12 protein-coding genes and 1 pseudogene are annotated in these 21663 nt (G+C 39.2%); 6 read left to right on the top strand and 7 right to left on the bottom strand.

Annotation, left to right across the window (positions count from 1 at the left end; translation table 11 throughout):
* Positions 1–22: 22 nt before the first annotated feature.
* The 3 genes from BMF77_RS19765 to BMF77_RS19755 all read right to left on the bottom strand — a co-directional run bounded on the left by BMF77_RS19765 (position 23) and on the right by BMF77_RS19755 (position 2780).
* Positions 23–1528: a hypothetical protein gene (locus tag BMF77_RS19765; protein ID WP_148765191.1), complete on the bottom strand. Its 1506-nt coding sequence runs from the start codon at positions 1526–1528 to the stop codon at positions 23–25.
* Positions 1528–2298, bottom strand: a complete 771-nt coding sequence (locus tag BMF77_RS19760) for a hypothetical protein (protein WP_148765189.1) — start codon at positions 2296–2298, stop codon at positions 1528–1530. Before BMF77_RS19760 ends, BMF77_RS19765 begins: the two co-directional genes overlap by 1 nt.
* 302 nt (positions 2299–2600) lie before the next feature.
* A complete protein-coding gene (locus BMF77_RS19755) occupies positions 2601–2780 on the bottom strand; it encodes a hypothetical protein (protein WP_148765186.1) in 180 nt (59 codons plus the stop codon).
* A 1-nt stretch (position 2781) separates the two neighbouring features.
* On the opposite strand from BMF77_RS19755, the gene BMF77_RS19750 reads away from it, so the two are divergent.
* The 3 genes from BMF77_RS19750 (at position 2782) to BMF77_RS19740 (ending at position 10349) form a co-directional block, all read left to right on the top strand.
* The gene (locus BMF77_RS19750; protein WP_148765184.1) at positions 2782–3609 is read left to right on the top strand and encodes a hypothetical protein; all 828 of its coding nucleotides are present in this window, start codon (positions 2782–2784) and stop codon (positions 3607–3609) included.
* Between the two features lie 596 nt (positions 3610–4205).
* Positions 4206–5768 (top strand): NAD(P)H-quinone oxidoreductase subunit N, encoded by a 1563-nt coding sequence (locus BMF77_RS19745; protein ID WP_148765182.1) that lies wholly within the window; start codon positions 4206–4208, stop codon positions 5766–5768.
* A gap of 546 nt (positions 5769–6314) precedes the next feature.
* Entirely contained in the window at positions 6315–10349 is a 4035-nt protein-coding gene (locus BMF77_RS19740; protein ID WP_148765180.1) for a choice-of-anchor L domain-containing protein, read from the top strand.
* A gap of 796 nt (positions 10350–11145) precedes the next feature.
* Here the strand turns inward: BMF77_RS19740 and BMF77_RS19735 are convergent.
* Positions 11146–12468 carry an RNA-guided endonuclease TnpB family protein gene (locus tag BMF77_RS19735; protein WP_148767101.1) on the bottom strand — a complete coding sequence of 441 codons (1323 nt, stop codon included), beginning with the start codon at positions 12466–12468 and terminating at the stop codon, positions 11146–11148.
* A 298-nt stretch (positions 12469–12766) separates the two neighbouring features.
* On the opposite strand from BMF77_RS19735, the gene lipA reads away from it, so the two are divergent.
* Positions 12767–13663 carry a lipoyl synthase gene (lipA, locus tag BMF77_RS19730; RefSeq protein WP_148765178.1) on the top strand — a complete coding sequence of 299 codons (897 nt, stop codon included), beginning with the start codon at positions 12767–12769 and terminating at the stop codon, positions 13661–13663.
* A 233-nt stretch (positions 13664–13896) separates the two neighbouring features.
* Here the strand turns inward: lipA and BMF77_RS19725 are convergent, their stop codons facing one another.
* A complete protein-coding gene (locus tag BMF77_RS19725) occupies positions 13897–14109 on the bottom strand; it encodes a hypothetical protein (protein WP_148765176.1) in 213 nt (70 codons plus the stop codon).
* A gap of 72 nt (positions 14110–14181) precedes the next feature.
* On the opposite strand from BMF77_RS19725, the gene BMF77_RS19720 reads away from it, so the two are divergent.
* On the top strand, positions 14182–15528 hold the full coding sequence (locus BMF77_RS19720; protein WP_148765174.1) for an RNA-guided endonuclease TnpB family protein: 1347 nt from the start codon (positions 14182–14184) through the stop codon (positions 15526–15528).
* Positions 15529–15553: 25 nt separating this feature from the next.
* Complete coding sequence (gene psaX, locus BMF77_RS19715; protein WP_015081431.1) at positions 15554–15673, top strand: photosystem I protein PsaX; 120 nt, start codon at positions 15554–15556, stop codon at positions 15671–15673.
* A gap of 21 nt (positions 15674–15694) precedes the next feature.
* Here psaX and BMF77_RS19710 read toward each other — a convergent pair whose 3' ends face one another.
* Positions 15695–16564: a branched-chain amino acid ABC transporter permease gene (locus tag BMF77_RS19710; RefSeq protein WP_148765172.1), complete on the bottom strand. Its 870-nt coding sequence runs from the start codon at positions 16562–16564 to the stop codon at positions 15695–15697.
* Positions 16565–17145: 581 nt separating this feature from the next.
* Positions 17146–21654, bottom strand: a pseudogene (locus BMF77_RS19705) (response regulator).
* Positions 21655–21663 lie beyond the last annotated feature (9 nt).

Genomic DNA, 21663 nt, shown 5'->3' with positions numbered 1-21663 from the left:
TATTGTTATTTGACAGAAATATCTACATCCAAATAGCTTGAGCAACAGTACTACGAATCCTCTTTAAAGTTCCCTCCCCTATTTCACCCAATCTTAATAAAGCATCATCGCTAGCTTCTGCTAATTCAGCAACAGTATTATAGTTGGCAGATTTGAGGATGTTAACTTTATGTTCTGTGAGTCCATAAGGATAAGTCTTAGATTTTTTTAGGACGCTAATATCACTATTTAAAATTAGCATTTCCCCGCACCCAAGTAATTCTGGTAGTGGAATCCTAAACAATTCACTTCCCTTGTGCAACTCTAAAGGTTCATTTTTCTCATTTTTCTCATTTAACCATTCAATGTAAATTTGATTAGTAACTTTAGCTCCAGGAATTTTTTCCAATAAAGTGCAAAGATTTAAACTATATCTTGTTCCTCTTCCTTTTGATTTCATTGCTCGTGAAACATCTCGAATTGAAATAAATCCAGTATATTCTAGTATTTCTAATGGCTTTGATAAACGTTGTACGATCTCTTTTAAAATGAGTACATTCTGTTTTTTTTGTCCGCCCGCCTCTTTAAATATCGACTCCGCAATCGAAGTTGCAGGATCAATCATTGGGGCGTAAATACCAAGTTTTGGCTTAAGCTCATCAATCAACGGCCAATAGTAATTACTCGCAATGTCTATCAGCGTCTTGGTAATATCAGCTAAACTAATTTTGTTGTCTTTACAGTTAGCTGAAAGACTATTCCACGCAAATAAGAATCCCCTCATATTTCCAAGTACAGCCCGCCCCATAAATCCAGCAACTTTTTCTAAAGTCAGTTGACCAGAGAAAGACTCTTCGGGAAGCTGATGTAAGAACCTTTTTCTAACAATCTCAGCAAAGTTCTTGTTATATCCCTCTAGCTCGTCATTTCTTGAAACATCGATCACAGTAGCGTCATTGTAGACATCGAATCTTGTACCAAATTTAGTAACTCCAGGGTAAATAGCTGCTTTACACGATATTGTACTATTCGATAAAGTCCGAAACATATCAAAAAACTCATGAAGTGGTGCTTCCCGACCAATATGAGCTGCATCATCAAATAAAATAACAATTCTTTTCCCAGACGCACTTGATAAACCAGATAACTCTTTCTGAAGTGATGTTATGTTTGGTAAAGCCTCAAACTCAAATGGATTTTCTGATTTGATAATTGTCTCCTTTACGGCATCAATTATTAACTGGCACAACGTTTTTTCATATTTCTCACCTTCACTTCTAAGTAGTTCAAGATGACGGAGGCTGATATATATCCCGAATGCAGCACTTGTCTTGTTTTCAGGATACATTTTTCTTGATGCTTCTATCATTAGTGCGCTTTTACCACTGCCGCGTGCGCCTTTTAATAGAACTGGACCATGAGCAATCAAATTAGAAATAAAACGCTGCTCTTGTTTTGAGAAAGAATGGAATTGAGCAAACTCTTCAGCCGAACAATCTTCTGCGGCTAAGATCAGTAGTGACGTATACTCAGAACTATCATTAACCATTAGAAAACTCCCATTTCTTGAATTTCTTTGTAAGCGGTGATCGCATCTGACATATTGAGTTTATTGAAAGTGTGACTAACCACATTAACAAATAGACCAAGTGTAGCGATATTACAAACAGTTTTTTCCATTAGAAATCTGGTAGTCGCTAGATCTAAAGCAGAACTTAAAGGGATTACCGTTTCATGATGTATTCCTTTAGAAAGTTCAGAGTATAGGCTTGAAAAATCTTGAAGAGTTTCATTGTAGAACTTTTCAAACTCTTTCATTTTAAGACGCGCAATCCAATCGTCGCCACTGACATCTGCGATGGAATCCATTAGTTTATTAAAATTAGGAGACCATATCAATTTTTTGTAGTAATCTCCGAGCAATGCTCTAGTAGGGCTTTGTAACGATTTATTAGCCCAAAGATCAGGAACTTTCTCCGCTAAAACATCACCTTGCCAATGAATAGAAGACTTATTCGGTTTGTCTTTAGAATAATCAGGCTGGTTCTGGTGTTCTCTAATTACCAGAACTCTAAAAGGATCTAGTCTAGCAATCATGGCTGTACATCCCAATTCAAGTATACTTCTCCCTAAAAATGGGGCAAATAGTGAGATTTGGTTAGGACTTGGTGATTCTTGTGTTAAAAGTGCTACAAGCTCTTCAACAACATTATCAATTGAAGTAGATAAATGACTTAGTATTTCATTAACAGATTCTCCATCAGACACCAAGTCTCCACAGAGTAACTTTGCTAATGCTGACTGTGTATTTGCAGTCATTGTAGTTTGCTATACATAAATTTATGATAATAATCAGTAAACAGGAACGAAGTAAGGTTTTTATTCACCAACAAACAGTTTGACAGTTAAAATAGTATCATAAATTTTAGTAAGCTCACTTTAGTATACTAAATTTAGGCATTAGCTAACTCTTTCATAGGTGCAGAAAGAGCTTCTTCTAAGGAGGCGCGTCCTAGAGGCAGAGTATTTCTCGTTAATTATAATGCGAGAGAAGTCAACGATGCAGTTATTGGCGATCGCAAAGACCAATAACTATTAAGCGATCGCCCAAAAATCACAACTCACAGGAATAGCGATCGCCCCTCCAATCTCATTCCCACGAAAAGCGATCGCCCTTTATCATCTGCAAAACCGCGATCACTGAAATAGAGAATTTTGAAAATGTAAACATTTTTTATACTTTCCTTTCTTGGATTGTTAGGGGTGTTATTGTCTAGTAGCAAAATAATAGTAATCTTCATTATGACTATCTCTCCGACCCCTTCAGCCAGCCCTGCAACTAACCAGGGTCAGTCCACAGCCCAGACTACTCAAGAAGGGATTGTATCGAACGAAAAAATTGATGCTCGAAATAGGGAGAATATTGCCTTCGGGGTTCTTATTGCTTCGATAGTAGCAATATTACTTGTCTCAGCCACGGCAATTTTTAGTACGACAGATGCTAAAGAAAGGTCGCTGGTCTCACAACGGGTAATGGATTCAACGCTACCTTTATACGGAACTTGGGTAGGCACGATTCTGGCATTTTATTTTTCGCGCAATGCCTTTGAGGCCGCTTCAAGTACTACTGATCGAAATGCGACTGTATTTCAGCAAGTCAGAAGTGATTTAGTTTCGGCCGCGCCGCCAGACAATAAGCTCGCAAACATTTCACTAAAGTCTCTCGCCAACGGTCTTGTCTTCTCTCAGGATAATCTCAACAACCCATTAGAAGACGTTTTGAAGGATCTAAATTCTAAGAATCGATATAGAACAATTGTAGTTGATAAAACGACAAAAAATTACGTCAATTTAGTCTATAAAGTTAATGTATCAGCTTTTTTAGAACAACGTCAATCAGGTACAACACCACAGCCAACCCTACAAAATTACCTTGATTGGCGAAAGGAGCAGGGAAAACAATGTCAGCCAATAGTGGTATTTTTGCCAGAGACTGCAACCTTAGCTGATGCCGATGCCAAGATGAAAGAAACATTAGGGTGTAGAGATGTCATTGTTACTGCTGATGGTCAAAAGACAAGTCCAGTGGTGGCTTATGTTACTGATAATGATATCAATGAATACAAGTAATTGCCTCATAAAACACCAATTTTTGTGATTAAATACTTGATACTTGCCTATCTTTTTTCTTTATTAATGCGATCGCCTAGAAATCACGACTCACAGTACTAGCGAAGCGATCGCTTTGAGGATATAGATTCTTGATTAAGTCAATTCAGGCAAAAGATGCAGCCATTCAAGCCCTAAATGGTTCTAAATGAAGGCAAAGTGCGTTATAAAGGTTAATAAACATTGACAACAAGATAAAAAAGGTAGTTATTCAGAAGGTGATGCTTAGGATCGTGGATCAAATAACCTGTAATTTTCGGTTATTGTTTTGGTGTAGGACAAGAAACCTAAAACAAAGTTTGATATCTTATTAAATCCAAGATCCTTACTCTCTACGGTGTTAACTCTTTCCCGAAAATCGCCCTACACTGAACAGTTCAGTTATGTACTCGACTGTTTATTTTGAGTTATTGCGGTACATTTACTGATAGCTAAAATTAAATATACGAATTTCCAACTGTTAAAGATAGAAAGATCAATGCAATTTTAGTCAAGAAGTATAGATAGAATAAACTTGTGTTATCCCTAATGTTTAATCGCTAAAACCTATACATCTCATGGATTTTGCTAATTTTGCATCCCAGTTAAATGCTGGAACGATTTTACCAGAGGGAATCGTCATGATTACCCTCTTGGGGGTTTTGATTGTTGATTTGATTTTGGGACGGACATCTGCGCGCTGGATTGCATATCTAGCTACCCTCGGTTTAACAGCCGCGATTATTGCTCTATACTTCCAATGGGATACTACTACCCCCATTGCCTTTACTGGTAGCTTTAATGGTGATGACCTGAGTATTGTCTTTCGGGGGATTATCGCCCTGTCAGCAATGTCAACAATATTGATGTCAATTCGCTATGTTGAACAAAGTGGTACGCCTTTAGCCGAATTTATTGCCATTTTGATGACTGCGACTTTGGGAGGAATGTTTTTATCCGGCGCTAATGAGTTGGTGATGATTTTCATCTCTTTAGAAGCCTTGAGTATTTCCTCTTATTTGTTGACAGGTTATACAAAACGTGACCCTCGTTCCAATGAAGCAGCGTTGAAATACCTGTTAATTGGTGCTTCCAGTACAGCGGTGTTTTTGTACGGTGTCTCCCTGCTGTATGGGTTATCCGGTGGACAAACAGAACTAACTGCGATCGCCAATGGTATCGCCACAGCAAATGTTGGTCAATCCCTGGGTTTAGTAATTGCTCTGGTTTTCGTAATTGCGGGTATTGGCTTCAAGATTTCCGCTGCACCCTTCCACCAATGGACACCAGACGTTTATGAAGGCGCACCCACCCCAGTTATTGCCTTTTTATCCGTCGGTTCTAAAGCCGCAGGATTTGCCCTGGCTATCCGTCTCTTAACCACCGTTTTCCCAATTGTGGCAGATGAGTGGAGATTTGTTTTCACCGCCCTTGCAGTGCTGAGTATGGTGTTGGGTAACGTTGTCGCCCTAGCCCAAACTAGCATGAAACGGATGTTAGCTTATTCATCTATTGCCCAAGCTGGGTTTGTGATGATTGGCTTAATTGCGGGAACTGATGCCGGCTATTCCAGTATGATTTTCTATCTACTGGTATACCTGTTTATGAACCTCTGCGGCTTTACCTGTGTGGTATTGTTCTCACTGCGAACAGGAACAGACCAAATTTCTGAATACTCCGGTTTGTATCAAAAAGACCCACTTTTAACACTGGGCTTGAGTATCTCCCTGTTATCATTGGGTGGTATTCCCCCATTAGCCGGATTTTTCGGGAAGATTTACCTATTTTGGGCAGGTTGGCAAGCTGGTCTTTACTGGTTAGTTTTACTTGGTTTAGTTACCAGTGTGGTTTCCATCTATTACTACATTCGCGTAGTTAAGATGATGGTAGTCAAAGAACCCCAAGAAATGTCCGACGTGGTGAAGAATTATCCCCAAGTGCGTTGGGATTTACCAGGACTTAGACCCTTACAAGTGGGTTTGATAGTAACTTTAATAGCTACTACTATCTCTGGAATTTTATCCAATCCCTTGTTTACTTTGGCTAATAATTCTGTCACTAACACTCCCATGTTACAAGCAGCAAAAGTTGCGAGTACACAAGTTAGTGTGATTACAAATAAGGAGTTACAGGAATTGTAAGTTATTCCTAAATAATCGGTAATGGGTAATTGGTAATGAAGCTGAATCTTCAATATTCAATTACCCATTTTTATGATTAAACAGCAATAATACTAAACTTATGTTAAACTTCACAGAATCATGAAATTCATTAATTCATCCGTCTTTATCTGCGTTTATCTGCGTTTATCTGCGTTTATCTGCGGTTAATAATTCTTGAAATTTGATTCTATACAGCTTCATTTTACAGCACTTCCCGGTGTTATGAGGTACATATCTAGCGGGCAAGATGCCCGCACTACAAAAGTTTCATGATTCAACTTTGTACCTCATAAGAGCGGAAACCGCTGTAATTGCATATTTGATGGGAATAATATAAGTTGTCAAAAATTGATACTGATACTAAGTAAGAAATATCCTAACTTGTCGCATAGACATAGGACTTGACACTTACAAGTATTTATGTAAAACTCTTTCGTGTATAGTCTTTAACTAAAAAGTGTTACAAGTTGTGACACATCCTATTGCCTTCAAACATCATTTTAATATCAATAATTAATTAAATCCATGAATACCATACTCAACTCTGCCCTGACGCTGACATACAATCAACTGAGCGACTTTTCAGGTTTAGACAATTTCTGGCAGGTTTTCGATACCGCTTTTGGTACACAATACAACCGCAGCGGTGCGGAAATTCTGCGTTTACAGTGGCTATCTGGTGATTTTAGTCAAGTTCCCCAAATTGAAATTCTTGATAGTAGCATTCTTGTCGGTGCTAACGGGGCTTATGCTAGTAGTACAAATAAGATTTATCTGTCAAATAGCTTTTTAGCAAATGCTACAACAGAAGCCATTAGTGCAGTTCTGTTAGAAGAAATTGGGCATTTTGTTGATGCTCAAATCAATCAAACCGATAGTGCTGGTGATGAAGGGGCAATTTTTGCCACATTAGTACAGGGTTATAGTTTGAATGCTCAGTCATTAACAAATTTAAGAGCAGAAAATGACTACGCAACTATTACCGTGAATGGGGAAGAACTGATAGTCGAGCAAAGTACAGTCAGTACAACGGATTTAAATACAGTTACTGCGACACAACTTGTTAACACTTTACTGGGATCTGGTATTACAGCCAGCAATATAACTTTTACAGGTGCGAATGTTGCTGGGGGTGTTTTTAGTGGAGGAATAGGAGCAGGTATAGGCATAGAGAACGGTATTATTCTTAGCACTGGAAATATTGCTTTTGCCCAAGGTCCAAACAACTCAACTGGTCGAGGCTTGGATAATGATAGACCAGGTGACAGTAATCTGGATGCCATAGTCAGTCCTCTTACCACAAATGATGCAGCAGTATTAGAGTTTGACTTTATTCCATCTACTACCACTCTGAGTTTCTCCTATGTATTTGCCTCTGAAGAATATTATGAGTATGTAAATTCATCGTATAACGATGTTTTTGCCTTTTACTTAAATGGTCAAAACATTGCCCTGATACCTGGGACAACAACTCCTGTTTCTATCGATACTGTCAACGCTGGTGATTCATCTACACCATTAGCAGGAACGAATTCGTCATTTTTCATTCCCAACTATGGAACTACTTATAATACGCAGTTCGATGGTTTTACTACTGTATTAAGTGCGAATGCAACAGGTCTTGTTCCAGGTGTTACTAATAATATAAAGCTGGCGATCGCAGATACCAGTGACTCTATTCTGGATTCAGCAGTGTTTATTCAAGCAGGGAGTTTTGGAAATTCTACTATTGTCACTGTCGCAGCTACAGATAGTGATGCTGGAGAAGGAACAACAGCTAATACTGGTGTATTTACAATCACTCGCACAGGAAGCACAACCAACGCTCTCACCGTCAATTACACAATTTCGGGAACTGCATCTAGCGCCGACTACAATAGCATTGCTTCTACGGTAATTATTCCTGCTGGTCAGGCTTCAACCACCGTTACCGTGACTCCAGTTAACGATACTCTAGTAGAAGGAAATGAGACTGTAATCCTTTCATTAATTGATACTGCGGATTACGATTTGGGAACAGCGAATAGCGCAACAGTGATCATTGCTGATGATGAGGCTAATAATACCATTATTAATCTTGCTGTTGCTCCTGCCAGTGTCATTGAAGATGGGGCAACTAATCTAGTTTATACTTTCACTCGTCAGGGGGCTACAACGAGTCCTTTAATCGTTAACTATAATGTTGGCGGATCTGCCACATTCAATACAGACTATACCCAAACGGGGGCAGCCAGCTTTGGTTCTACAACAGGAACAATTACCTTTGCGACAGGAGCAAGTACAGCCACTCTAACCATTGCTCCTAAAGCAGATACCAACCTTGAAGGTAATGAAACTGTTGCTTTAACACTAGCTTCTGGCACAAATTACACTATCGGTACAGCCACCACTGTCACAGGTACAATTATTGATGATGACACTCCTGTTATTGCTTTAAGTCTTAATCCCACTACTGTGGCAGAAGACGGAACACCAAATTTAGTTTACACTTTCACTAGAAGTGGAAATACTTCTACAGCCTTAACTGTAAACTATGGAGTATCTGGTACAGCTACACTTAACACTGACTATGTTCAAACCGGAGCAGCAACCTTTACAAGCACAGCCGGAAGCATTACCTTTGCTGCGGGTGCAAGTACGGCAAATTTAACCATAGACCCCACAGCAGATACCACCGTTGAAAGTGATGAAACCGTTGCTTTAACCTTAGCTCCCAGTGCTGGTTACACCATTGTGACAACCGCAGCCGTTACCGGAACTATTACTAATGATGATGTTTTTACTCCAATTGAATCAGCAGGTAATACAAAATTAGTTAAAGATACAGCCAATAAATACTTTACCCAAGTTGGAACAAATACACCAATTGCTATCAAAAATGGTGGACAACAAATCTACCAAGATATCTACGGTTCAGGATGGCAAACGATAGCCGCAGAAACCGTGAATGGAGTTAATCAAGTTCTCTGGAAAAATATTACTGGAAACTATCTGCATATTTGGCGTTTAGATAGTAACTGGAATTGGGTTTCTTCTGAAGGACAATTTGGATTAAATTCGGCTGATGCTTTCACTCAAGAAACTAACTTTGGTATAGATACCAATGGTGATGGTATTATTGGCAATCCTTACGGCTTAATTGAATCAGCAGGTAATACTAAAGTAGTCAAAGATCCCACCAACAAATACTTTACCCAAATCGGAACAAATAACCCAACTGCTATTAAAAATGGTGGACAACAAATCTACCAAGATATCTACGGTTCAGGATGGCAAACGATAGCCGCAGAAACCGTGAATGGAGTTAATCAAGTTCTCTGGAAAAATATTACTGGAAACTATCTGCATATTTGGCGTTTAGATAGTAACTGGAATTGGGTTTCTTCTGAAGGACAATTTGGATTAAATTCGGCTGATGCTTTCACTCAAGAAACTAACTTTGGTATAGATACCAATGGTGATGGTATTATTGGCAATCCTTACGGCTTAATTGAATCAGCAGGTAATACTAAAGTAGTCAAAGATCCCACCAACAAATACTTTACCCAAATCGGAACAAATAACCCAACTGCTATTAAAAATGGTGGACAACAAATCTACCAAGATATCTACGGTTCAGGATGGCAAACGATAGCCGCAGAAACCGTGAATGGAGTTAATCAAGTTCTCTGGAAAAATATTACTGGAAACTATCTGCATATTTGGCATTTAGATAGTAACTGGAATTGGGTTTCTTCTGAAGGACAATTTGGATTAAATTCGGCTGATGCTTTCACCCAGGAAACTAATTTTGGCATAGATGCTAATAGTGATGGCGTTATTGGTAATCCTGCCAGCAATCCTTACATTCTCATTGAAGCAGCAGGTAATACTAAACTAGTTAAAGATCCAACAAACAAATACTTTTCCCAAATCGGAACAAATAACCCAACTGCCATCAAAAATGGTGGACAACAAATCTACCAAGATATCTACGGTTCAGGATGGCAAACGATAGCCGCAGAAACGGTTAATGGAGATAATCAAGTTCTCTGGAAAAATACTGCTGGAAACTTTTTGCATATCTGGCATTTAGATAATAACTGGAATTGGGTTTCTTCTGAGGGAAATTGGGGATTAAATTCTGCTGATGCTTTCACTCAAGAAACTAATTTCGGCATAGATGCTAATGCTGATGGTATTATTGGCAATCCTTATACCTCAATTGAATCAACCGGCAATACTAAACTGGTCAAAGATACAGCTAATAAATACTTTGTCCAAGTGGGAACAGCCACCCCAATTGCTATTCAAAATAGTGGAGTCCAAATCTTCCCAGATATCTATCCAGGATGGCAAACTTTAGCAGTGGAAACTGTGAATGGAGATAACCAAGTTCTTTGGAAAAATACTGCTGGAAACTACTTGCATATTTGGCATTTGGATAATAGCTGGAATCGCGTTTCTTCCGAAGGACAATTTGCATTAAATTCGGCTGATGCTTTCACTCAAGAAACTAATTTCGGCATAGATGCCAATGGTGATGGTATTATTGGCAATCCTTACATTGCTATCGTTTAACTTAGAGGTTGTTTGAAAAGTATTAGATGAAACCGATAATCTCCAGAAACCTAACCCCCCTTCCCCCCTTCCCTACAAGGGAATGGGGGTTTCAAAGCCTCTCCCCGCGTCGGGGAGAGGTTTGGAGAGGGGTTTATTTATACATTAAAAACTTTTCAAACATCCTCTTAGAAGCTAGAAGCCTCTCATTTCCTTATCGGGCAGGTGAGGGGCTTCTACTTTTTTAAGCTAAAATTCAGATATAGCAGAATTTAGCTCAAACCCTACTTTCTGTACATAAATCAGTTTTGATGTTGTCGCAGAACGTTGTCGAAAAATAAGACAATTTTGCCCAGATTTAACAGAGCTTTCATTGTCTTTTGCAAGTTGAGTTGTATTTTGAATGTGCCATGACAGGCTTGCGATAAAACTGATCGCAAAGAGTACAGATCGAAATCTCATCCTGAGTATCTCGCTCCTAAACTCAATGCTGATAATAGCTTTTTCAAGTTCGAGGTGACTATTCTTGTTATTAATACTAAGTATTTCAGATGACAAGAATTATTACCAAATACAAAACTACTTAATTTTCTGTTTAGATGGCTGGTTGCCCACTGCTTTTAAGAATTCTCTCGCTATATCCAAAATTTATGTAGATTGGGGAAGAGTATTTTCTAACACAAATTCTCAAAATGCAAGTGTTGGATGAAACTTTTACTGACGTTTTGATCAATTTGCACCATAGTTGTCTAAACTACACATTTTTGGACTTTCTCCTCCCCTATTCCCTATTCGCTACTATTTGACACTCTCAGCCCTAAAGGGACTGAGATTCTACTGACAGAATAGATTTAGGTAAAACCCAAACCCTAATTCTCGCTGCGTTCGTCAAACAACGCCTACCCAGTAAGCTTAGGTCTATGCCTAAATTGCTGGCTACTTTTTGCAGAATGTTGGCCGCGCCATTTAAATCTGCATTTATTAATGAACCATTACCAGATTTGTACAAACCACGCTTAACACGCTTTCCAGATGCTTTCCACCCGTCTGGTTTTGGGCTTCGCCCCGCTTCGCTAACACCAAACTTAGGTAGGGAGTCTCCATCTAGAAAACTAGCTTTTGATGTGTATGCTTCTTCGGTTTCTTGAAATCTAATACCGTGTAAATCACAAAGTTGCATTAGCCGGGTTTTGAGTTTACCTAACGGCATTTGGACAAACTTTTGATTATTAATTCTCCCCATATTAGCGTTAGATTTAAACCCATCATTCCAGCCAATAACTAATGTACCAATGCCGTATTTTAAGCAATGATCAATAATTAGTTTTGCAGCTTTATTAATGCCGTCACGCATTTGGTGGTTGCGTTTACGGGTCACACGGTCTAACCAATTATCCCAATAAGCCTCCGGTTTTCCGTCCTTGCGGGTAGATACTTTCTTGTTCCATAATTGATTCATTGCCTTCATCGCACGGGCATCAATCAATAGTGAATTACCCAATGTATCAACACAAGCAGCTAAATTATCAGCCGTTCCCAAGTCAATAGACAGAGCTTGATTGATGTCTAAAACGTGGTTTTGCTTCTCGACTTCATAAGACATTTCCAGATAAAAAGCCCCGTTCTTAGGTAGGATGGTGAACTCTTTAACCTTTGATATATCTATGTTTAACGGCATTGGTAGGAAAAATTCAGAAATTCCAAACCATCTTTTTACAGTTAGTCCTAACGAAAATCTAAGTTGTCCATTAATTAGAGTTGGTCTTTGTCCACCGCTATTAGGATAGGCAACTTTGAAAAGTTTAGAACCTGTTAGATAGCCGGGAGCTTTCGGTTTAAAAGGTAATTGTCCGTTAAGGAATAAAGAACGTAATCCTTTGAAAGATTTAAAAGCCTCAATCACAGACAATAAAGTTTGTTGTGCCGGTGTAGATGGCATTGATTGAGCGATCATAGTTTTAGCCACTGAAGGTTCATAAGCTAAATCAAACTTACCCGTTAAAAGTTTTCCAGTTTTAAAAAATGTTTGTCTAGCAAAATAAACACCACTGTTATAGAGCTTACCCGACTGTTGACAAAGATATTCTAAAATTGCCTTCATCTCATGATCGGGAGACAACAAAACCTGTTGTACCCCCATGAACTTCTGAACTTTAGGCATTGTTCGGGCTGCAATGTTATGATATTATTATCATAGCATACTAATATTCAATTGTCATCATGTCTAGGAAAAAAGGTACTGTTATTTATTTGTCGGAAGAAGACAAGGCAAAGCTAGAAAAGATTGCCGCAAACTGGGGGGTATCTCAGTCATCGGCTACACAAAGACTGATTAGAGAATACAAACTAGATTAGGAAGGACACAGCGGTTAAAACCGCCCGCGTCGCTTCCCTCTCAGGTCTAAAGACGCTGAGTTTCCCACCTACCGTGAGGTCTTATGAATTCTCCACAACAAGTTGATATCAAGTCAGAAATTATGACTATGCCTAGCTGGTTGCGTCGCCCTCTTGGCAAAGCTAGTGAAATCTCTACTGTCCAACGTATCATTAAGCAACGACAAATCCACACAATTTGTGAAGAAGGGCGTTGTCCAAATCGGGGTGAATGCTACGCCCAAAAAACAGCAACTTTTTTATTAATGGGTCCAACTTGCACTCGCGCCTGTGCTTTTTGTCAAGTAGATAAAGGTCATGCCCCAATGGCTTTGGATGAACAAGAACCCCAAAAGGTGGCAGAATCAGTACAACTTTTAGGGTTGCGGTATGTGGTATTAACTTCTGTAGCTCGTGATGACTTAGCTGACGGCGGAGCAGGTCATTTTGTCAAAACAATGGAAACTATCCGCCACCTGAACCCTGAAACTCAAATTGAAGTCCTGACATCAGATTTTTGGGGTAGTGGGGGTGCAGAAGTTCAACGTCACAGCCTAGCGATGATTATTCAGGCTCAACCAGCTTGTTTTAACCATAATGTTGAAACAGTCCGCAGGTTAACCCCAACCGTGCGCCGAGGGGCAAAATATGACCGCTCTTTGGCTGTATTAGCGACAGTTAAAGAATTGAATCATCAGATTCCCACAAAGTCAGGTGTGATGGTGGGACATGGAGAAACAATAGAGGAATTAATTGAGACAATGGCGGATTTACGATCTGTAAAATGCGATCGCCTCACCATTGGCCAGTATATGCGCCCTTCTTTAGACCATCTACCCGTCCGAAAATATTGGACTCCAGCCGAATTTACCGAACTGGGCAATATAGCCAAGGAAATGGGATTTAATCACGTCCGTTCCGGTCCCCTGGTTCGTAGTTCCTATCACGCTGGAGAGGAATGAGGTTGTAGGGGGCAGGGGGCAGAAGAAAATTGTCCACTGACAACGGACAACGGACAACTGACCACTGACAACTGACCAACCTTACAAAAATATTTTTAACAGTTTTGCGTAATTCCCCACCCTCAATGTACTCCTAGTGTGGGGATGTAAGCAAGTCAAAAACGAAACGTTCTTAAAATGTTTTTTATTGCAAGTAAAAGAATTTTGAGGACAGTTGAGTTTTTGACAAAATATTAGCATTGGTTCGCAAGTAAATTATCTATTATCTGACGCAACCATTCACCATAACTTTGACTTGGGTCTTTTATTGCCGATATCCTTTCAGCAACTTCTTTATCTATCGTTAGCCCAATCCGAATTTTACTCTTTCTATATCTAGCATTATACTTGTTAACTTTGTCTTTGTTTCTCTGTTGCCATTCAGTTTGTGTTCTTGGTTTTTTCATGAGTTGACATATCTATGTAGATAGATATATAATAGTATTTGAAGTAAACAGAAACAAGAGGTAAAAACATCAATGGCGTTACGGAGAGCGACTTTCCGACTATATCCTAATAAACAAGTCAGTGAAATGTTGCACTACCACCGCCAACTTCATAAAGATTTGTATAATGCTGCTGTATCTAACCGCATTACTTCATACAAAAAGTTTGGTAAATCTGTTTCTTACTTTGAACAACAGAACTGTTTACCGGATTTCAAAGAAGTCTGGATAGAATATAAAGAAATAAATTCCCAGGCATTACAAGCCACCTTAAAACGGGTTGATTTTGCTTTTCAAAGGTTTTTCAAGGGACTAGCAAAGTATCCTAGATTCAAATCGCCTCGCCATTATTCCGGTTGGACTTACCCATCTTTTACGGGTTGGAAAGTACATAGCACAGGGGATAACGGCTATTTAGAATTATCAAAGATTGGTCAAATCCAAATGCGCGGTAAGGCTAGACTTTGGGGGCATCCTAAAGCTTTAGATATCGTTAACCGCAATGGTAAATGGTATGCTTCCATCGTCTTAGAAATTGATGATATTTTGTTAAAGAATAGCCGCAAAACTGATAATGGTGTTATGGCAATTGATTTAGGTTGTAATGATGCAATTGCTTGGACAAATGGTGAAGAAAATGGTTTAGTGGCTGCACCTCGGTTTTTCCGAAAAGCAGAACAAAAAAATCAAGAGTTGGGTAAATCAAAACGTCGAAAACGTTCTCCCAATTTCAAAAAGAAAGTTAAGGCTTCTAGAAGGTGGAAGAAAGTTCAGAAGTTAGTTAGTAAACTTTCGAGAAAAGTTGCTAACCAAAGACAGAACTTTGTTCACCAAGAAACTACACGAATAATCAGCGGTAATAGCACGGTAGTTACTGAAAAATTAGAAGTCAAAAAAATGAGTGCCAAAGCTAAAAAAGGTAGACGTAAAAGGCAAAAGGCTGGGTTAAATAAATCAATTCTTGATGTGGGAATGGGGATGATAAAGTCCGCTCTAAAAGCGAAATTATCAGACATTGGTGGCTTGTTTGTAGAAGTGCCTACAAGGAAGGTAAAACCATCTCAAACTTGTCCAAAATGTGGGCATCAAGAAAAGAAGAGTTTAGACCAACGGACTCATGTTTGCCATAACTGCGGGTATACCCAACAGCGTGATATCGCTGCCGCAGAAGTAATGCTACTTTGGTACTCAAATAATCTACAGGGGTTAGGAACTAGCCTCTTAGACGTGGATGATTCTAGCTCTACTTCAAATACCAGCAAACGCAAGAATGCTGGAAGTATGAAGCAACTGGGTCGAGTGAAACGTCAAAAATCTCAACTTACTGATGGGGGACGTAGAAACCCCATCTTCAACGAAGTAAGATGGGGTAGTTCATAAAGTCACTAAATTAGGAGAACCGCTTATGACTGCTAAGAGCAAACCTGCTGCTAAACCTTCCTACGTTTTCCGTACTGGTTGGGCATTGCTACTTTTGGCTATTAACTTTTTAGTAGCAGCTTACTACTTCCACATCATTGACTAGTTAGAAGTAGGCTGGTGCTGTTTAAATCGTGCCTTTGAATAAACCCTTGGGGCGAATAAGCAGCACCAAAATCATGATTAATAGGGCTACACCTTGCTTATACTGTGAGCCTAGCCAAGGGGTGCTAACTTCTTGGGCAATACCAATAATAAACGCTGCGGCGATCGCTCCGTAAGGATTGCCAATTCCGCCCAAAATCACTGAAGCAAACAAAGGTAAAATCAAAAACCAACCCATATTTGGACGCACGGCGGTAATTAGCCCGTACATACTGCCACCTAAAGAAGTAAATGTCCCAGCAATTACCCAAGTCCACAAAATTACTCTATCAACATTAATACCAGAAACTCTAGCTAAATCTAAATCATCAGCTACTGCCCGCATTGCCTTACCAATTTTGGTATTTTGCAGCAAGTAGTGAAGCGATAAAATCGCCAGAATCGCTAATCCCAGTACCAATAATTGATTTTGCGGTACTTTTAATGTCCCAAATTCTAAAGCCGGAATCACAGGCAAATTATAATTTTGGTTTTTACCTCCCCAGAGAAAAATAATCCCATTGCGGAGGAATAAAGCCAGACCGATAGAGATAATAATCAGAGTTGTCGAACTAGCACGGATAGACCGCATTTTTGACCACAGCAACTTTTCTGCTAGTAACATTCCTCCCACAGTTCCCAAGGTAGCCACAATCATTGACAGCCAAATATTTAGACCCATAGCATTGACCATAAGGGTTAAATAAGCTCCCAAAGTGAGAAAATCACCGTGGGCGAAATTAGACAACCGCAAAATCCCATAGGTTAAGGTCAGTCCAACTGCTGCTAGGGCGATAATGCTACCTACAGCAATACCGTTGATAATTAATTGAGCAAATTGTTGTATATCCATAAATATGAAGTTACGTTGACACTCTGCGGTCTAAAGACACGCAGATTCTTTAAGACTTGCTTACTTAAAAAGGATAGTCAATTATCCTCCTAGACGCTCAAGGCAACTACCAGTACGACAGGTATTGCAATTGCGCTTACTTTTGATTTTTTTTTGCTGCTTTTGTGAGTCCATCAATTTTTAATGTTAAACGCTCCATGATTTACCATTGCTTGTTTACCCAGGCTACAGCTATGCCGAGACGAGATAAATCAGGGGTTTCTCCTTAATAAAACACTTCTTTGCGCTGATGGTTATTCCTACTTGCTAATTAATTCTATCATGTCACCGCGAATAAATTCGCCGTTGGCACTTCCTCCACGCATCTATTGCCAAGTGGCTTCCGTGCCTTTCGTTCTATTTGGTGAAATTATTGTGAATTTTTGAAGTTGCTATTCAGTCAGAGGGAACAGAAAACTTATGTAGTGCGGGCATCTTGCCCGCTATATATGCAGGGGAAACGCATCTAAATCTTATTGACAAAATACCGTTTTAATGTATAAACTAAGAAATCCCTCTGGCGAGAAATCCAGGAAAAAGGGTTAAGCAATTACGAGTTTTTCTCCTTTGAGCATCCGCGAAGCTGCTTCTAAAAGTGCTTCTTCTAAATAGGGTTTAGTAAAGTAGCCACTAGCCCCAAGTTGTAGCGCCATTTGTCTATGTTTATCAGCACCACGAGAGGTAAGCATAGCAATAGGTAGCTGGTCAAAAGAACTATCTTTTTGAATCCGTGAGAGAAATTCTAGTCCATCACAACGAGGCATTTCGATGTCACAGAAAACGATATCGCAAGGTAAACCGGAACGAAGTTTATCCCAGGCTTCTTGTCCATCACGGGCTTGTTCTACACGATAACCAGCTTTTGTAAAGGTCAGAGATAAAAGTTATCTAACTGTGATCGAGTCGTCAACAATTAATACTGTTATTTCTACCTTATCAGCGAGTGGGATGTCTATTGAGGATAAACCTGAGTGCTGCCAATTGCCACCGATATGTTTAGACATCTTACCTTGGAAGATATCAATAATTTCCAATACGTCAGCGATAGGCATAATCATACCATCGCCGAGAACTGTAGCACCAGCTATACCACTGGGTTTAGGTGCTGGACCTTCAAATTTCTTAATTACAATTTCCTGTTCACTCAGAATTTGATCAATTTGTAAAGCAATCATTGTATTCCCCGAGCGGACAATGATTACAGAAATCAGATCATCATCTTTTTTAGTCCCATAGACGTTCTCACGGGTAAGCTGACGATTAAAAACTAAGATGTCTTTTAAAGGTTGGAAGGGGAGGTTAATATCTCTCCAAACAATAAATGATTGTCCATCATCATCTTGCTGAATGTTTTTGGCTGCGATACTTAGAGTATCCTCTACACCATCCATGGGAAAAGCGATTCTGGTGCGATCACAGATGCAGAATAGGGCTTTACAAATACTCAGAGTCAGTGGCAGACGAATTGTAAAGCTAGTTCCTTTACCTAGTGTGGAGTCAGTCCCAACTGTCCCACGAATTTCGCTGATATTGTTTTGGACGACATTCATGCCCATACCTCTGCCTTTGGTATCGTCTACTTCATCGGCGGTACTGAAGCTAGGGAGGAATAAAAGTTCATAGGCATCTATCCGAGACATGGTTTGTGCCTGTTCAGGGGTCAGGATACCTTTTTTAACTGCCTTGTTTTTAACTTTTTGATGATCAATACCAGCGCCATCGTCACTGACAGAAATAATGGTTTGGTTTCCTTGTTGTAAGGCGCGAATATTAATGATACCTGTGGGTGATTTACCCGCTGCTTGCCGGATTTCTGGGGTTTCAATGCCGTGGGCGATCGCATTATTGACCATGTGAGTCAAAGGATCTGTCAGATGATCTAAAATCATCTTGTCAACCAGGGTATCAACACCTTCTGTGACTAACTCTACCTGTTTGCCATATCTAATGGCATTATCCCGCACTCCTCGCCGTAAGCGATCAACAGCTTGGGCAAATGGCACCATTCGGGCTTTTGTTAGTCCTGCTTGTAGCTGGTTAGTTGCTTGGCGTAACTGTCGGGATACCTGTTCTGTTTCTTCGGTAATAAAGTCAATATCACTGGCTGACTCCCGGACTCCCACGATGAACTCAATCATTTCTTGCGCCAGGATATGAAAAGGCGTAAATCGATCCATTTCGATGTCGCTGAACCCACGATTATGGGAATTGTCAGATGAATTATCATATTCTCTAGAGCGGCGAGTGGAGAGAAGAGAGGATTCCAAGAGCGATCGCTCGTAGTATTCCTGCATCCTCATTCCCACATCGGAGAGGTGCTGCACCTGAAGCAATAGGCTATCTAGTGCCTGTCGCAGACGTTCATGATCCTGCTCTAAGGTGTTGCGATTTACCACCAACTCCCCAACCAAGTTACTCATATCATCCAGTTGTTTAACTGGAATTTTCATGCTTTCTTCTTTTATCGTCCGTCGAGTCATGGGACGGGGGATTTTACCTGTAGAAGTTTTTCTTGATGTTGCTGATGAGTTAGATATTTTTTGATCAGCCTGTTCTAACAAGTTTTCTAATTCACTAAATTCATCTTCTAGTCCCAAGACGTTGTCCTGAACTTGTCGAAGGGTCAAAAAAGTATTTTGAGACTTAACTACAGTAGGTTGAATAATTATTGGTGGCTGTGAACTAATCTTTAGTCCATTATCTTCGTTCTTTGTTAAATCACTAATATCAATGTTCGCAATTAATTCTTCAGAAACAGTATTTAAAGAATCTGTTATTTCCTCTGTAAACAAGATTAAATTGTCATCATTTTCATCTTCAACATTCTCAACTATTTGGAGATTTGCCGTTATTTTTGGAGGTTGATGAGTAAATTCTGGGATTGAATTTAGTTCTTCTGGAGATTGAGGAAAATCATTAACTTCTGTCCAAAATAATTCGTTAAACTCAACGATGGAAACAGTGCTATAGGTGACATCTCCAAAATCACCAAATAAATTATCTGGCTCTTGCGTCTGGCTATCAGTATCTGATGTGAAAAATAAATCAAAAGATTGTTCTTGTGCTTGGGAAATCAGATCAAAATCTTTTCTATCTAAACTATTATTTGTAGCTGAATGCTGATTTTTGGGAACAATCTCAACTGATGCCCTAAATAAACTTTCCTCTAATTCTTTAGCTATATCTTGATTAACTGAAGTAGTAATTTTTGAGTCTGTTGTGTCCAGATCATCCCAGAAGTTATCTAAATTATCTATTGAATTAGCAAGATTAGTTGTAATTTCTGATGTCCCAAATAAGTCATCAATTTCATTTGTTGGCGGTGGTGGATTTTTTGCTACTTCTACAAACAGATTATCTAATGATAAACTTTCTGGTGCTGATGGTTTTATTTTTGATGTTTTTATGGTTGTAGGAATAATTTTTGCGGAAGAATTAGCATTTTCATCTGCCTGATCTTTTGCGTATTTATTCTCCTCTAATAACAAATTATCAAAACTGATTTCAGAGGCACTGGCTATTTCTGAGAGGGCAATATTTTCTGCTTCAGTTATTTCAAATATAACCGACAATTCATCGTCTTCAGTGAATGTCAATAATTCCTCTAACTTATTAGTGTTAGTTGCCTCATTTTCAGGATTAAGCTGGCGAGATTTTCTAGAAATTGAGATTAATTCTGTGAGAACATCATCTGATGGGAATTGTAAATCTGGACTATTGTCCAACAGATGACCAAATTCTATCGGTTGAGAATCAACTGTTTCCGATTGCAGATTTAACAAAGAGATATTGTCTGTTTCTAATAAATTGTCATCAAATAAGACAGTTAAATCATCTCCATTGTTGGCAGTTGTTTCATGTTTATCGTCATTTTCAAAGAAAAGGAAATCAGCTAAATCGTGATGATTCTCTTCAACTTCACTATTAGTAATTAGTAGTTGATAGTTAGTGATATCTTCTAATATTTCTTCTTGTTGCCAATTATCATCTAAGTCAGGTGTATCACTTTCAAATAAATCAGCAAGACTGTTTAACTCAGAAAGTCCTATCTCTGGAGGATTGTGAGTAAAGATTGACTGATGATGATTAAACAACGATTGATTAATAAATCCAGTTGTGTTAGTGGTATTTAGTTCTGTTGTGTCTGTAAATAAAGTTTCCTCAGCTTCCGTTTCCTCAAATTCCAATAACTTCAGTTGTGGAAGAGGAAACAGAGTTTCTAGCTGTTGACTAATCGCAATTTTTGCATCTTGATTTTGAAGAACTAATTCTTGAGCCTGTTTAATTTCAGTAATAATAATTTTGGCTAAAGTCAGATAACTATGATCAGGATTGGATATGGCAAGGGCTGCCGATTCACACAAACTACACCAATTTGATAAATTTAAGTCTCTACCAATTTTTACTAATTGATGACAGCATTCTTGCAAATTTTCGCGGGAACGCCCTAAGTTAGTTTGTTTAAACTGTTGCAGCATTTCCCGCAGAATTTCTAATACCTGCCCTTGAAACTCTGTCCAATCCTGATTTTGTCTGGTTGTTACAGGTGATTTCTGGATCTGTGGAATAACAGCAGATATTGGTGGTTGGAGATGATTGTGATTAAGGTTGTTTACTCCATTATTTCCTTGCTTTAACAGTGTTTCTATATGCTCATTCAGCCATTGCATGACTGGTTCAGTTTTAAGCATCAAAGCTTGAGCTTTTTCTGCTGATAAACCAAAGGGATTGCCAAGACTGTCTATCAGTGCTTTTAATGTATCACAGACATCCAGTAGTAAAGATTCTAACCTTTGGTCTACTTGAATAGGATGCTCCTTCAGAATCTTGAAGCAATCCTCAAGTCGGTGGGATGTTTGCTGAATACTACTTAGACCCAACATGGCCGCACCACCTTTGATAGAGTGGGCTGCACGGAATACTTCATTAATCATTTCTGAATCTTCCAGGGTACCTTGGAGATTCAGCAATCCCTGTTCAATAGTGTTTAGGTGTTCCCTGGCTTCTTCGAGAAAGTAACCTAAAATCCGTTGTTGTTGTTCCGGCTGCATAGTTAGTTA

The organism is Dolichospermum sp. UHCC 0315A (assembly GCF_008121535.1).
Classification (GTDB): Bacteria; Cyanobacteriota; Cyanobacteriia; order Cyanobacteriales; family Nostocaceae; genus Dolichospermum; species Dolichospermum lemmermannii.
Note: the sequence above shows the minus strand (reverse complement) of the source record. Positions and strands in the feature narration are given on the sequence as shown.